This is a genomic window from Neiella holothuriorum (assembly GCF_019457915.1).
Classification (GTDB): domain Bacteria; phylum Pseudomonadota; class Gammaproteobacteria; order Enterobacterales; family Neiellaceae; genus Neiella; species Neiella holothuriorum.
In genome coordinates this window covers 34,084-48,053 of the sequence record NZ_JAHZSS010000002.1, presented here as the reverse complement: position 1 = coordinate 48,053, position 13,970 = coordinate 34,084, and the positions used below count along the sequence as shown (strand labels likewise).

The 13,970-nt window shown below is 50.4% G+C and carries 13 protein-coding genes; 10 read left to right on the top strand and 3 right to left on the bottom strand.

Features of this window, described 5'->3' with window-relative positions; translation table 11 throughout:
- Nucleotides 1–30 precede the first annotated feature (30 nt).
- The 3 genes from K0504_RS02045 to K0504_RS02035 are packed head-to-tail and all read right to left on the bottom strand — an operon-like array spanning nucleotide 31 to nucleotide 3,564.
- Nucleotides 31–954, bottom strand: a complete 924-nt coding sequence (locus K0504_RS02045) for an ABC transporter permease (RefSeq protein WP_220102492.1) — start codon at nucleotides 952–954, stop codon at nucleotides 31–33.
- Nucleotides 954–2,054, bottom strand: a complete 1,101-nt coding sequence (locus K0504_RS02040) for an ABC transporter permease (RefSeq protein ID WP_220102491.1) — start codon at nucleotides 2,052–2,054, stop codon at nucleotides 954–956. Before K0504_RS02040 ends, K0504_RS02045 begins: the two co-directional genes overlap by 1 nt.
- On the bottom strand, nucleotides 2,044–3,564 hold the full coding sequence (locus K0504_RS02035) for an ABC transporter ATP-binding protein (RefSeq protein ID WP_220102490.1): 1,521 nt from the start codon (nucleotides 3,562–3,564) through the stop codon (nucleotides 2,044–2,046). The genes K0504_RS02040 and K0504_RS02035 overlap by 11 nt, the downstream gene beginning before the upstream one ends.
- 225 nt (nucleotides 3,565–3,789) lie before the next feature.
- On the opposite strand from K0504_RS02035, the gene xdhA reads away from it, so the two are divergent.
- From xdhA to K0504_RS01985, 10 genes are read left to right on the top strand one after another with little or no spacing between them, the layout of a single operon-like run.
- Nucleotides 3,790–5,235 (top strand): xanthine dehydrogenase small subunit, encoded by a 1,446-nt coding sequence (gene xdhA / locus K0504_RS02030; protein WP_220102489.1) that lies wholly within the window; start codon nucleotides 3,790–3,792, stop codon nucleotides 5,233–5,235.
- The gene (xdhB, locus tag K0504_RS02025; RefSeq protein ID WP_220102488.1) at nucleotides 5,228–7,573 is read left to right on the top strand and encodes a xanthine dehydrogenase molybdopterin binding subunit; all 2,346 of its coding nucleotides are present in this window, start codon (nucleotides 5,228–5,230) and stop codon (nucleotides 7,571–7,573) included. The genes xdhA and xdhB overlap by 8 nt, the downstream gene beginning before the upstream one ends.
- Nucleotides 7,570–8,421 (top strand): xanthine dehydrogenase accessory protein XdhC, encoded by an 852-nt coding sequence (xdhC, locus tag K0504_RS02020; protein ID WP_220102487.1) that lies wholly within the window; start codon nucleotides 7,570–7,572, stop codon nucleotides 8,419–8,421. Before xdhB ends, xdhC begins: the two co-directional genes overlap by 4 nt.
- Nucleotides 8,412–8,909: a 2-oxo-4-hydroxy-4-carboxy-5-ureidoimidazoline decarboxylase gene (uraD, locus tag K0504_RS02015; RefSeq protein ID WP_220102486.1), complete on the top strand. Its 498-nt coding sequence runs from the start codon at nucleotides 8,412–8,414 to the stop codon at nucleotides 8,907–8,909. The genes xdhC and uraD overlap by 10 nt, the downstream gene beginning before the upstream one ends.
- 21 nt (nucleotides 8,910–8,930) lie before the next feature.
- Nucleotides 8,931–9,269 carry a hydroxyisourate hydrolase gene (uraH, locus tag K0504_RS02010; RefSeq protein ID WP_220102485.1) on the top strand — a complete coding sequence of 113 codons (339 nt, stop codon included), beginning with the start codon at nucleotides 8,931–8,933 and terminating at the stop codon, nucleotides 9,267–9,269.
- Between the two features lie 11 nt (nucleotides 9,270–9,280).
- Nucleotides 9,281–10,618 (top strand): guanine deaminase, encoded by a 1,338-nt coding sequence (gene guaD / locus K0504_RS02005; RefSeq protein WP_220102484.1) that lies wholly within the window; start codon nucleotides 9,281–9,283, stop codon nucleotides 10,616–10,618.
- On the top strand, nucleotides 10,606–11,799 hold the full coding sequence (locus tag K0504_RS02000) for a urate hydroxylase PuuD (protein WP_220102483.1): 1,194 nt from the start codon (nucleotides 10,606–10,608) through the stop codon (nucleotides 11,797–11,799). The genes guaD and K0504_RS02000 overlap by 13 nt, the downstream gene beginning before the upstream one ends.
- A gap of 3 nt (nucleotides 11,800–11,802) precedes the next feature.
- Nucleotides 11,803–12,720, top strand: coding sequence for an isopenicillin N synthase family dioxygenase (locus K0504_RS01995; protein WP_220102482.1), 918 nt, complete (start codon nucleotides 11,803–11,805; stop codon nucleotides 12,718–12,720).
- Nucleotides 12,717–13,040 (top strand): DUF1330 domain-containing protein, encoded by a 324-nt coding sequence (locus K0504_RS01990; RefSeq protein ID WP_220102481.1) that lies wholly within the window; start codon nucleotides 12,717–12,719, stop codon nucleotides 13,038–13,040. The genes K0504_RS01995 and K0504_RS01990 overlap by 4 nt, the downstream gene beginning before the upstream one ends.
- Nucleotides 13,040–13,945: an alpha/beta hydrolase family protein gene (locus K0504_RS01985; RefSeq protein WP_220102480.1), complete on the top strand. Its 906-nt coding sequence runs from the start codon at nucleotides 13,040–13,042 to the stop codon at nucleotides 13,943–13,945. Before K0504_RS01990 ends, K0504_RS01985 begins: the two co-directional genes overlap by 1 nt.
- Nucleotides 13,946–13,970 lie beyond the last annotated feature (25 nt).

Genomic DNA, 13,970 nt, shown 5'->3' with positions numbered 1-13,970 from the left:
TCCTTGTAATGATTAATAGCACTCAGGCTGTTATCTCGATGGTGAAAATGGTCGACCAAGGGAGCGCGGTGCGTCACCGATCCCTTGCTTACGGCGCATCATGATCACCAGCACAATAATGGTTACTAGATACGGCAACATGCCGAGTAGGTTTGGACTAATGTCATAGCCATAGCCTTGTAGAAGCAGGTGTAAAATACTGGCAAAGCCAAACAGCCAAGCTCCAAGCAATACTCGCTGGGTGCGCCAGCTGGCGAAGACCACAAGCGCGAGCGCAATCCAGCCTCTACCTGCAGCAATACCTTCTGACCACATTGGGGTATAAGAAAGTGATAAATAGGCGCCAGCTAGCCCCGCCATCGCGCCGCCAAATAGCACTGCAAGATAACGAATTTTGATGACCGGATAGCCCAGCGCATGGGCGGCTTGAGGGTTTTCTCCAACGGCTCGAATAATCAAACCAAGGCGAGTAGAGCGCATGATCCACCATAATCCTGCGAATAAACCGAAGCTTAGGTACACCAACAAATCTTGGGCAAATAGCGCTTTTCCTACTAACGGAATATTGCTGAGTAAGGGAATCGCAATAGGGCTTAACCCCGTGATTGATTGGCCCACATAGTCGGCGCCAATGAATGCACTAAGGCCAGTTCCAAAGATAGTCAGCGCTAATCCGGTTGCCACTTGGTTGGCCATTAGTGACAACGCAATGAAGGCAAACAAAACCGACACCAACATACCGGCAAATGCCCCAGCCAAAACGCCCCAGCCCATGCTGCCTGTGACGTAAGCGGCAATAAAAGCCAGCGCCGCACCCACCAGTACCATGCCTTCTTGTCCCAAGTTGAGCACACCAGCACGTTCAGACATCATGGCGCCCAGCGCGACTAACAACAGTGGTGTTGCTGTTCGCACGGTGGCGAACAACACGTTATCGATAAAAGCGATATCCATTAGGAAACTACCTGTTTAGAGCGACGCGAGGAAAAAGAGGGAATAGCCGAGTTGGGCAACACTAATCGATAGTGAATCAATAAATCGCAAGCTAACAGGAAGAACAACAACATCCCCTGAAACAAGCCAACAATGCTTTTTGGCATTCCTTGCTCAATTTGCACCATTTCGCCACCCACATAAGTTAAGCCGAGTAAGAAGCTGGCAATCAAGATGCCAACAGGGTGCATTCGGCCCATAAACACCACAATAATGGCGGCGTAGCCGTAGCCTAAATTGAGCGTTGGAATGAGCTGACCTACAGGCCCATTCACTTCTGACACCGCGGCGACCCCAGCCATTGCGCCACTGAACAGGAGCAACATCCAAATCAATAATTTGCTGTTGTAACCCACAAAATTGGCAGCTCTGGCACTCTCACCTAACACGCGAATCTGAAAACCGAATAGGGTTTTGCTGAGCACAAACCAAACCACGGCCAACATAAATAAGGCAATGTAAATGGCTACGGTGACTCGGTAGTCTTCAGACAGTAACGGCAACAAGGTTTGGTCGGTAAACAATGCCGATTCAGGAAAGTTGTAACCATCAGGATCTTTAAGCGGCCCATGAACGCCCCACAACAATAAATTGAGGGCGATGTAGTTGAGCATGATGGTGGTCAGGATTTCGCTGGCACCAAAATGAGTTTTCAGCAACGCAGCAACGCCTGCCCATGCCATGCCCGCCAGCGCGCCAGACAGAATAATGACTGGCAATACCCAGAATCCTTCTGCTTGCAATAGTTGCAACGACACATAGCCAGAAATTAAAGCGGCAAAAATGAATTGGCCCTCGGCGCCGATGTTCCATACCTTGCCCTTAAAGCACAGCATTAAACCGATCGCACAAAGAAGAAGCGGGGTGACTTTAACCAGTAGCTCAGAAACGCCATACCAGTCGCTGATTGGGTTAATAAAGTAGTTATATAAACTCAGCCCGGCGGGGTGGCCCAATAGTTTAAACAGCGCTGCGCCGGTAAGCAGTGTTAATACCAAAGCCAGTACCGGAGACATCAGTACCATGGTGCGCGATGGCTGCAGTCGTTTTTCAATGCGCATGGCTGGTCTCCTTGCTGTCAAACTGGCCCGCCATCCATTGGCCGAGTTGTTCTAGTGACACTTCATCTTTGGCAATGACCGGTGATAGTTGACCGGCACACAGTGCTCCCAGTCGGTCGGCTAATAAATAAAGTTCATCAAGATCTTCGCTCAACACCAAAATGGCGGCGCCTTGATCGCGTAACGCAATGAGTTGCTGATGAATGAGGTTGGCGGCACCAACGTCTACCCCCCAAGTTGGGTGGAAACAAATGAGCACTTGCGGCGCTTGTTCTATTTCTCGGCCTAGAATGAATTTCTGCAAGTTGCCGCCCGACAGACTATCGGCTTGCTCGTGTTCGCCGGTGGTTTTCACTTTATAGCGCTGAATGATTTGTTTGGTGCGCTGACTGACCGCTTGCCAGTTAATCAAACCGCCCTTGGTGCCGTGGGTGATACTCGCGGTCAACAAGTTGTTCTCGGTCAGGTTCATGGTGCCAACGGCGCCGCGGCCAATGCGATCGGCTGGCACGACTGCCATGCCAAGGCGGCGACGTTGTTGGACTGACAAAGGCGTAATGCTCTGGCCCGACAGTGTCATTTGGCCTGCGTTTGCGGCGATTTCACCGTTGAGCAGATCGACTAATTCGTCTTGACCATTGCCGGCAACACCAGCAAGGCCAACAATTTCACCACGGTGTAAGTTGAGGTTGATATCTCGGAGGTGAATGGCAAATAGATCGTTTGGTGCCACCTCTATTTGCTTGAGTTGCAGTAATAAGTCGGCTGTTTTGCCGCCAGTAAATGTTTCGGTGAGGGTTAGTTCATCACCCAGCATCAACCGCGCCATATCAGCTGGTGATGTTTCACGGGGAACACAGCTTCCAGTCACTTTACCTGCCCGTAAAACTGTTGCTCGATCGCATAGGGCATTCACTTCATGAAGCTTGTGTGAAATAAACAGAATGCTGCAGCCTTTGCTTGCTAGCTGTTTGAGCACTTGGATCAGGTGATCGGCTTCGGCCGGTGTCAGCACCGCCGTTGGTTCATCAAGTATGAGCAGCTTAATGTCTTGAATAAGGCAGCGAATGATTTCCACCCGTTGCTGTTCGCCCACCGACAAACTACCAACTTTTCTATCGGGATTAATCGCTAAACCATATTCTTGCGCCACCGCTTCAATATGCTGCCGTAAGGCGGCCATGCTGCTGACTTCTGACGGCTCTAAATATAAAGCGATGTTTTCGGTGACAGTAAGGGTTTCAAACAAGGAGAAGTGTTGAAACACCATACCCATGCCTAGTTGACGCGCATGGGCAGGCCCTTTGATTTCTACTTCTTTGTTATTCCACATCATTTGACCATCGTCTGGCTTCACAACGCCATAGATCATCTTCATCAAGGTACTTTTGCCTGCGCCATTTTCGCCAAGAATGGCGTGAATTTCGCCTGGCTCTACTTTCAAACTGACGGCGTCGTTGGCTACACACCCCGGATATCTTTTACTCAGACCTAATAGCTCTAACCGCATCTCTCTTCCATAAAATAAACCTGACTAAGTAGACAGGCGGTTCAACGATAAGAGTTGAAAAGGCAATTTGTGTGCCAGATGATTTTGAAAATGAGACTAATTCCAATTTTTATAAATATTGTCTAGTTGGCCAAACTTTTGCTTTAGCTCTACATCAATGGAGAGGAAATAGTGGTTCGAAGCAGTCGACCAATTGCGTCTGACTGATATCGAGAAGGAGATTAAATGGCCCTCTATGTCAACGATCAAGCTATCGATATAAGCCAACTACCGGCAGATACCAGTTTGTTACAGCTGTTGCGACAACAGCAGCTCACAGGGACTAAAGAAGGTTGTGCTTCAGGCGATTGTGGTGCCTGTACCGTGATGGTGATTGATGGCTGCCATAAAACGCCCAATGTAAAAGCAATTAACAGCTGTATTTGCCCTGTTTCTAGCCTACAAAATCAACAAGTTGTGACGGTTGAAGGTTTATCTCAAGGCCCTGCGTCTGAGCTCCACCCAACACAGCAGGCCATGGTTGAGTGTCATGGCTCTCAATGCGGATTTTGTACACCAGGTTTTGTGATGAGTATTGCGGCGCTCAAGGCTAAGCGGCCGGATCTGGCAAGCGCACCGCTAGAACAACAGCGCCAAGCGGTATTGGATGCTATTTCTGGAAATCTGTGCCGTTGCACTGGCTACCGACCTATCGTAGCGGCTGGCTGTCAATCGCTAGAAAAACCTGCCCAACCGTTCAACTTTGTGCACGGTAACGACTCAAGTGCACCGTGTTCGAGCACAACCTCGGTTCAGAAAGCTGACCAAACTTACCTTCAACCAAACAGTGAAGTGGCGTTACAACAAGCAATGACAAACTATCCATCAGCGCGACTCATCGCTGGTGGTACCGACCTAATGTTGGAGGTCACTCAGCAATTTCAGCCTATCGAGCAATTAATTGACATTAGCCAAGTGGCGGAGCTAACTCAGACCACCTTTGGCGATGACACCATCTTGATTGGGGCTGCAGTAACGTATACCGAATTAGAACAGCAATTTGCCGAACTCGCACCCGAGTTTGTGGCGTTGTTGCATCGGCTTGGTTCGCGCCAGATCCGCAACAGAGGCACGCTTGGCGGTAATATTTGTAATGCCAGCCCAATTGCCGATACACCGCCGGTGTTGTTGGCGCTGAACGCTCAATTACATCTGGTTAATGCTGCAGGGCAACGCCGCCAATTGCCGTTATCTGAGTTTTATTTGGGCTACAAACAAACCGCAATGGCCGCTGACGAGTATTTAGCCGCCATTGAAGTTCGTCGAGCCGCATTAAACCAACCAATCCGACTCTATAAAGTAAGCAAGCGCTATGAAGACGATATTTCAGCGGTCATGGCGGCGTTTAGTTTAACCCCTGAAGGCCAGCTAACGATTGCCTTTGGCGGTATGGCGGCAACGCCTATACGAGCGGTGATCACTGAGAAATCGTTACAACTTGGCGCTGATGGTCAATTTGATCCGAGTATGGTGACAGCAGCGACGGTGACGTTAGCCAATGAGTTTTCGCCATTGAGCGATGTTCGTGCCTCTGCTGATTATCGTACCCAGGTAGCGGCTAATTTGTTGAAAAAGGCCTGTTTAGAATTGTGTCAGCCAGCGTTAGCCATAGGAGTGTTTGCCCATGCGTAAACTGGTTGAAACTGAGGCGGATCGCCCATTCAAATCAACCGGCGTTGGTCATTCATTGCAACATGAATCGGCCATCAAGCACGTAACCGGTCGCGCGCAATATATAGATGACTTGCCGCAATCACCGCAGTTGCTCCACGTCGCGACTGGCAAATCAAGCCAGCCGTACGCCAAGCTTACCAAAGTGAACCTTGATGCCGTCAGGAAAGCGCCCGGCGTTGTTGATGTCATTGTTCAGCAAGACATACCGGGTGAGGTTGATGTTGGCCCTGTTTATGGCGGTGATCCGCTTCTGGCTGGTGACACCGTGATTTTTGTGGGCCAACCCATTTTTGCTGTGGCAGCAACCAGTTTTGAAGCGGCTCAGCGCGCTGTGCGCTTGGCTGATATTGACTACCAACCGCTATCACCCGTGTTAACCATTGATGATGCATTAGCAGCGGAGAGTTTTGTATTGCCGCCGCACCAACACCTGCAGGGCGACCCCGACCAAGCCATTGCTAGCGCGCCACATCAAATTAAGGGTGAGATATATGTTCGTGGGCAAGAGCACTTCTATTTAGAAGGGCAGATTAGCCAAGCTTGGCCCAACGAAGATGGTGGCATTCATGTCATCAGCTCAACCCAACATCCAACGGAAATTCAAAAGCTCGTTGCGGAAGTGCTCGATTTACCGCTGCACGAAGTGGTTGCCGAAGTACGACGCATGGGCGGCGGCTTTGGTGGTAAAGAAAGTCAGGCTGCGCCGCTGGCTTGTATGGCCGCATTGTTTGCTATTCGTCAGCAACGACCTGTGCGATACCGTATGCCGCGCCAAGATGACATGGTGCAAACCGGCAAGCGACATGATTTTAAAAACAGTTGGTCTGCTGGTTTTGATGATGCCGGCCGCCTGTTAGGCGTTGATATGTTGTTGGCTGGCAAATGCGGCTGCTCACCGGATTTGTCAGAGGGCATTGTCGATCGAGCGATGTTTCATGCCAGCAATGCCTATTCGTTTAATAGTGCCCGAGTTGTTGGCGTACGCTGTAAAACTAATACCGTCTCGAATACCGCATTTCGTGGTTTTGGTGGGCCCAAGGGTATGATGGCAGCGGAAACATTGATGGATGATATTGCTCGCGCCTTGGCCAAAGATCCGCTCGATGTGCGGCTGACGAACTTATACCAGCCGGGGCAGGACATGACCCCATATGGCCAGCAAGTGACACAACATGTGCTGCCGGATTTAATGCGAAAGTTGGCAGACGATGCCGACTACCGCACTCGGCGGGCATCGATTACTGAATTTAATCGCAGCAGTCAGTTTGTAAAAAAAGGCTTAGCATTAACGCCGGTTCAATTTGGTATTTCGTTTACTGCCAAGCATCTCAATCAGGCTGGCGCATTGCTGACCATTTATACCGATGGCACCATGCTCATTAGTCATGGTGGGACCGAGATGGGGCAAGGTCTTTATACCAAGATCCAGCAAATTGTTGCGACGGCCTTTGATGTTCCGGCCGCTATGGTCAAAGTCAGTTCAACGCGCACTGATAAGGTGCCCAACACGTCACCAACCGCCGCCTCTTCTGGTACCGATCTCAATGGTATGGCGGCACTCGATGCCTGCAATCAAATCAAGAAACGGTTGGCAAAATTTGCTGCTGAGCATTTCAATATTGCCGATTATGAACTCAATTATGACAAGGGTTATGTTCATGCCGGTGGCAACAAACTGGCGTTTAATGAGTTTGTTCAACTCGCTTATATGAATCGAATTTCGCTTGCAGCCAGCGGGTTTTATCGCACGCCTAAAATTCATTACGACAAAGCAACAGGCTCCGGCCAACCATTTTTTTATTACGCCAATGGCGCCGCGGCTGCCGAAGTCAGTATTGATGTGCTGACCGGGGAATATAAGGTCGAGCGCATCGACATCCTTCATGACGTTGGTAAATCGTTAAACCCAGCCATTGATATTGGTCAGATTGAAGGCGGTTTTGTGCAGGGTATGGGATGGCTAACGACCGAAGAGTTGCTGTGGGATGACAATGGTCATTTGATGTCCAACAGCCCCGCTAACTACAAAATCCCCACGGCTTTTGATGTGCCCTATGAATTTAATGTGGCGCTTTATCAACAAGCGAACCAAGCAGAAACGATACACCTGTCAAAAGCGGTAGGCGAGCCACCGCTCATGCTCGGTATTGCCGTTTGGTCAGCCTTGCGCGATGCCGTTGCCAGTACCACCAACTATCAACACAGCCCCAGACTCGATACGCCGGCAACACCGGAGCGCGTGTTCTGGGCATTGCAAGATTGTGCCGCCTTCAATCGCCAACAGGAGACGCCATGAACAAACTCAATTGGTCACAAGCCATCGTGGCCTGTCAGCAAGCAGGCCGCGGTTATGTAATTGCTACTTTGATTGATACGCAAGGTTCAACCCCACGCGACGGTGGCAGCAAAATGGTGATTGATGGCGACCATAGCTACGACACCTTAGGTGGTGGTCAGTTAGAATTTTTGGTGATTCAGCAGGCGCGCGAATTGCTTAGCAGCAATCGCCATTGCCAATTGGTAAAACCCATACCACTAGCCGCAGAGGCGGCTCAATGTTGCGGTGGCAATGTTGTGGTGATGCTCGAATGCTTTGCGGCGGTAGATTGGCAAATAAATTTGTTTGGCGCTGGCCACGTTTGTCAGGCGCTGAGCAAAATATTGGCAGAGCTTCCTTGTCAGGTGCGTATCATCGACAACCGGCAGGAGTTTGATCATGGCCTTTACCCGCCAAACTGCGAGTTTATTCATAGTGATGATCCGGTAAGTGCTATTGCTACGCTGCCAAGCCATAGCTGGAACATCATTTTTACCCACGATCATCAGCTCGACTACCAACTCTGTTGCGAGTTACTGGGCCAACAACACTGGGCATTTATTGGTTTGATTGGCTCCAAAACCAAAGCTCAGCGATTTCGTCAGCGATTAGGCGCTGATGGCATGGATGATACTGCGCTGACTTGCCCTATCGGTTTGTCAGCGGTGCGCGGAAAAAGACCGATGGAAGTGGCAGTGTCGATAGCGGCTCAGTTGCAAAGCCTGTATTACCAAGCGCAACCGCGCCACCACCGCGATACCACTTCATGGCGCGATATTCGCAAACTGATCCAAGTTCCAACCAACAAGGAATCAACATGCGCCTGAGTCAGTTCAATAATCTTTCCCATGCCCAAGCATTACAGAGCCTACAAGAATGCTGTCATTGCTATCAGTGGGCTGTTGCTGTTGCCAATATGCGACCCTTTTCGTCGCTCAAAAAACTTATTGAGCAGGCCGCAGAGCTTTGGCAAATGGCCGACGAGGCACAAATTTTGGAAGCTTTTTCTGGTCATGCTCGAATTGGTGATATTGAGCTGCTGCGCTCAAAATTTGCCGGTAAAGCAGGCGAGGAGCAAGGCCAGGTGTTGGCAGCTGACGAGGCGGTGTTACAGCGGCTTCAGCAGTTGAATGATGAGTATTTTGAACGCAATGGTTTTATTTTCATCGTTTGCGCTAGCGGTAAGTCGGCCCAGCAAATGCTGACGTTGTTGCAGGCTCGAATTCACAACAGCCGAGATGCAGAGATTCAAAATGGTGCGCGCGAACAGGGCGAAATCACCAAATTACGATTACGCAATTTAATTACAGATTAACGACATAACGAGAAGAACGAGATGACTAAATCCGCTATCACCACGCATGTTCTAGACACTGAGCAGGGTTGCCCGGCCAGTGGCATTGCAGTGTCACTTTACCGTAGCCATGAGTCGGTGCCGATAGCCGAAGGGATGACCGATCAAGATGGTCGCATCATAGTGTGGCCACAATCTTTTGCCTTACAACAAGGCGAATACCGACTTTGTTTTGAACTGAGTGCTTGGTTTGAGCAGCAACAGCGCAGCGGTTTTTACCCGCGTGCCACCATCGACTTCATCGTCACCGATACCGCAAGCCATTATCACGTGCCCTTACTACTGAGTGGCCATGGCTATAGCACCTATCGCGGCAGTTAAGCGGAGTGACTATGACATCCAACTGCAATGCTTTTAGAGCACGGATCTTACATTTTACCGATATTCCAAACCCTAGCGATGGCACTGGTTTTGAGTACTTCGAGGACGGCGTGCTGGTGGTTGAACAAGGCCGTATTCGTTCGCTAGATAGTGCCGCTAACATGGCCGCTCAGGGGTTTGATTTAAGCCAATGCCAGCACTTTCCTGATCATTTGTTGATGCCCGGCTTCATTGATAGCCATATTCATTCGCCGCAGACCGACGTGATTGTATCGTACGGCGAACAGTTACTCGACTGGCTGAACAAGTTCACTTTTCCCAATGAATTGAAGTTTTCTTGCTTTCAACACAGTGAACAAAAGGCCAGCGAATTTCTCGATATTCTGCTGGAAAACGGCACCACCAGCGCCATGGTTTTTACCACCGTATTTGCTCAGTCCACCGACGCGTTATTCAAAACCGCGCAGCAGCGCAATATGCGGATGATGGCAGGTAAAGTCATGATGGATCGCAATGCACCCGAAGGGCTTTGCGATACCCCAGAGCAAAGTGAGCGCGAGTGCCGTGCATTAATTGAAAAATGGCACAAAGTGGGGCGCATGCGGTATGCCTTAACGCCGCGATTTGCGCCCACCAGTAGCCCCGAACAACTTGCGGTGGCGGGTCGTTTATACCGCGATTACCCAGGCTTGTATCTGCAAACCCATTTATCCGAGAACATCAAAGAAGTGGCTTGGATAAAGGAGCTATTTCCGCAGGCTAAAGATTACCTTGATGTTTATGACCAATACGGTTTGCTTGGCACCCGTAGCGTCTTTGCCCACGGCATTCATCTTAGCGATCGGGAAGTATCTCGGCTGGCAGAAACCGGATCAGGCATCGCATTTTGCCCTACCTCAAACTTGTTTATCGGCAGTGGCTTAATGGACATGGCCCGACTAGAGGATGCGGGTATTCCCATTAGCGTTGCTACCGATGTTGGTGGCGGCACCAGCTTTTCATTGCTCAGAACCTTGGCCGAAGCCTACAAGGTGTTGCAGCTTCAAGAGCAAAACCTAAATCCACTCAAAGGGCTTTACATGGCGACGTTGGGCAATGCGCGATCGCTCATGCTCGATGGTTACATTGGCAACTTTGAAACCAATAAGGAAGCCGACTTTGTGTTACTTAATTTAACGCCAAATCGACTTCAAAAAGCGCGTCAGGCAGTGGCCTCCAGCCTAGAAGATACGCTATTCGCACTGATGATGTTGGGTGATGAAATGAATGTTGATCGCACCTACATCATGGGCAAGTTGGCGTTTCAGCGTCACGGCCATAACCAAGGAGAAATGCAATGGATGCGCTAATCATTGAATGGCTGAATCTTGCCATGCGCTGGTTTCATGTGGTGGCAGGCATTGCTTGGATTGGTGCCTCTTTTTACTTTATTTGGCTTGATCTCAGCTTACGCACACCGCCTCAATGGAAGCTCGATCAAGGCGTCAAAGGCGACTTGTGGGCCATTCATGGTGGCGGCATTTATGAAGTGGCCAAGTATCAGTTGAGACCAACCACCATGCCCGGCACGCTCCATTGGTTTAAATGGGAGGCATACAGCACCTGGTTAAGCGGCACCGGCTTGATGATTTTGTTGTATTACGTGCAGGCGCAGAGCTATTTGGTGGGCCCTGACCGTTGGCTGGCCGATCCGGTTGTGGCTGTAGTGGCCAGTATTGGCTTTATCACCGTTGGCCAGTTGCTTTATGAAGGCTTATTACGAACTGCACTGGTTAAACGCGGGCTGCTATTTGCGGCGGCGTTAATTGTACTGTTAACGCTTGCCAGTTGGCTGGCGCATCAGCTTTTTGCGGCGCGAGCCGCTTACTTGCATGTTGGCGCGCTAATGGCCACCTGGATGGCTGGCAACGTTTTTTGGGGCATTATTCCCGCACAGAAAAAATTCATTGCGGCAGTCGAGGCCGAGCAACAGCCCGATGCCAGCATTGCTGCGTTTGCCAAGTTGCGCTCAACGCACAACAACTACCTGACCTTGCCCGTTATCTTTTGCATGATCAGTAATCATTACCCGTTCTTATATGGCCATCCGTTAGGTTGGTTGGCATTAATTGCGGTGGCCGGTTGTCTGGCTTGGGGGCGTCATTTCTTTAACCTGAAACACCAAGGTATTAAACGGCCGGCTATTTTGTTTAGCGCGGCTGCTGGCGTCATTGTGGTTGCTGTGGCGATGCAGCTCAGCACAGCGGCTCGTTCGTCGTCGCAAGCCAATGTGGCCGCCATTGATGATTCGCAAGTGGCACATATAGTCACGCAGCACTGTGCCAATTGCCATGCTGCCACACCGACGCAACCGGGCTTTACTGCTGCGCCGGGTGGAATTTTACTGACCTCACCAACTGAATTGGCGTTGACCGCTGTGCGGGCAACGCCTGCATTGCAGTCGGGCTATATGCCACTGGGTAACTTTAGCGGCATGACAACCGATGAGCGCGATGTGCTCATTGCTTGGTTGCAGCAACAAGGACGTTAAGCCATGACTATCCCTGTGATTGATTTTTCTGGCTTTGATAGCGCCGATGTTAGAGCGTTAAAACGCCTTGCCGAGCAGGTTGATAGAGCCTTATCGAATACCGGTTTTATGATGATCACTGGGCTGGGGCTGGCAAAGCGCGCAGAGGCTGATGCTTTTGCTTCGGCCAAGCAGTTTTTTGCTAACCCAGAAGCTGTTAAAAATAGTTGTCGATACGAAGGCAGCGGAGCCAATTTTGGCTATCAACAGCTGCTAGGCGAACACCTTGATCCCACGGCGCCGGCTGATCTGAAAGAAGCCTTTACCATGCGCAACGCCTTGCACCAATACAACCACTGGCCAGATGTCGAGTTTCGCAACCATGCGCAAAGCTTTTACCAACAATGCCTCTTTGGTGCGCAAAAAGTTCTGACGGTTATGGCGTTAGCATTAGATTTGCCGGGTGATTACTTTAATCATCGCCATTTAGGTGAAAACATTACCCTGAGGTACCTTCATTATCCTGCGGGGCAGCAACCCACCAGCGACCATCAGCTAGGAGCAGGTGCGCATACTGATTACGGCACCATTACTTTGTTATTTCAGCACGGCGTCAGCGGCCTGCAAGTGCTCGACAGTCGCGAGACTTGGGTGGATGTGCCGTGTGTTGATGATGCCATTGTGATTAACACTGGCGACTTAATGCACCGTTGGAGCAATGGTAAATATCGCTCCACATTACACCGCGTCAAACCGGCGCGAGCCGATCAAGCCCGTTACGCGATAGCGTTTTTTGTCGATCCTGATTCCGATGTGACGATTGAGGCGTTACCAGCTTGCGTCAGCACCACACATCCGGCTCAATTTCCGCCAACAACCGCAGGGCAACATATTCAGGACAAGATTCAAGCCTCACTCGATGCTGGGAAGGCGTATTCATGAGTGCTTATGTGGTGGTGGATGTTGCGATCGACAACCGTGAAAAATACCAGCAATACGTGCAACAAATTACACCAACGGTGGCAGCGTGTGGTGGTCGATATTTGGCGTGCGATGCAGACATTCAAGTGCTCAGCGGTGACTGGCAACCCAATCGTTTGGTGATGATGGAATTTCCCGATAAAGCAACAGCGGAGCATTGGGCGACGTGTCGCGAATATGCCCCCATTCATGCGCTGCGCAACCGGTATGCGAAAGCCAACATGGTTATTATTGATGGCCAAGTAGATATCAACGTCACGTCAACGCAAGAGGCAGAATAATGAAGCCAGCATGGTTTAAATACGCGATGAACGCAGCACTACTGATTCTTTGGGTTGGTGTGTTCACTAAGTTCGCCGTGGCCGACGAACGGCAAATTTTGCTTGATAACGGCACCTATCAGATCCCGGTCATTGTGAATACGCCTGCCACCAAAGGGCCAGCACCTTTGGTGCTCATGCTGCACGGTACGGCGGGACAAAAAAATGAAGTGGGTAACTTATACCAACGATTAGCTGAACGGTTGGCAGCGCAAGGCATTGCCAGTGCTCGCTTTGATTTCGCGGGCACTGGCGACAGCCCCGTCGACTATCGCTACTACACGCTAACGAGTGCCGTTGGCGATGCACAAACTGTGTTGCGATATTGTCTAGATTTAACTGCTATCGATGGCGAACGTGTGGGCGTGGTTGGTTTTAGTCAGGGCGGTTTGATTGCGCAATTATTGGTGACCGATCCCGCAACGCCATCGGCAATTAAGGTGTTGGCGGGCTGGTCGAGTATGACTGGTAATGGCGTCAGCTCGTTTGCTGATTTTTACCAAACGTATTATCCCGAAGCCAAGCGCAACGGTGTTGCCAGTGTTAAATTTGAATGGCGCGATGCACCACTGAACTTCAGTCGTCAGTGGTTTGAAGAACTTGCCGCTAATACCAGCTTTGACCGCATGCGCGACTACCAAGGCCAACTGCTACTCATTGCTGGTGGCGCCGATGACGTCGTTACGCCGCAACATTCAGTCGCGCTGCAACAAGCGGCGACCAATGCCAAAACTGAACTGCATATTGTTGAGGGAGCGAATCACTTGTTTAACGTGATTGGCGCTGGCGACAGCCTCAACCCAGATCAAACGAAAGCCGAACAACTACTGCAATTAACGCAAGACTGGTTTCAACGCCAGTTGTAGCCATCCATCGCCGCAAACCAAGGAG

Excerpts from the sequence above, each read along its gene's own strand:
- K0504_RS02045 (WP_220102492.1), bottom strand. The coding sequence starts at position 954 with ATGGATATCGCTTTTATCGATAACGTGTTGTTCGCCACCGTGCGAACA.
- K0504_RS02040 (WP_220102491.1), bottom strand. The coding sequence starts at position 2,054 with ATGCGCATTGAAAAACGACTGCAGCCATCGCGCACCATGGTACTGATG.
- K0504_RS02035 (WP_220102490.1), bottom strand. The coding sequence starts at position 3,564 with ATGCGGTTAGAGCTATTAGGTCTGAGTAAAAGATATCCGGGGTGTGTA.
- xdhA (WP_220102489.1), top strand. The coding sequence starts at position 3,790 with ATGGCCCTCTATGTCAACGATCAAGCTATCGATATAAGCCAACTACCG.
- xdhB (WP_220102488.1), top strand. The coding sequence starts at position 5,228 with ATGCGTAAACTGGTTGAAACTGAGGCGGATCGCCCATTCAAATCAACC.
- xdhC (WP_220102487.1), top strand. The coding sequence starts at position 7,570 with ATGAACAAACTCAATTGGTCACAAGCCATCGTGGCCTGTCAGCAAGCA.
- uraD (WP_220102486.1), top strand. The coding sequence starts at position 8,412 with ATGCGCCTGAGTCAGTTCAATAATCTTTCCCATGCCCAAGCATTACAG.
- uraH (WP_220102485.1), top strand. The coding sequence starts at position 8,931 with ATGACTAAATCCGCTATCACCACGCATGTTCTAGACACTGAGCAGGGT.
- guaD (WP_220102484.1), top strand. The coding sequence starts at position 9,281 with ATGACATCCAACTGCAATGCTTTTAGAGCACGGATCTTACATTTTACC.
- K0504_RS02000 (WP_220102483.1), top strand. The coding sequence starts at position 10,606 with ATGGATGCGCTAATCATTGAATGGCTGAATCTTGCCATGCGCTGGTTT.
- K0504_RS01995 (WP_220102482.1), top strand. The coding sequence starts at position 11,803 with ATGACTATCCCTGTGATTGATTTTTCTGGCTTTGATAGCGCCGATGTT.
- K0504_RS01990 (WP_220102481.1), top strand. The coding sequence starts at position 12,717 with ATGAGTGCTTATGTGGTGGTGGATGTTGCGATCGACAACCGTGAAAAA.
- K0504_RS01985 (WP_220102480.1), top strand. The coding sequence starts at position 13,040 with ATGAAGCCAGCATGGTTTAAATACGCGATGAACGCAGCACTACTGATT.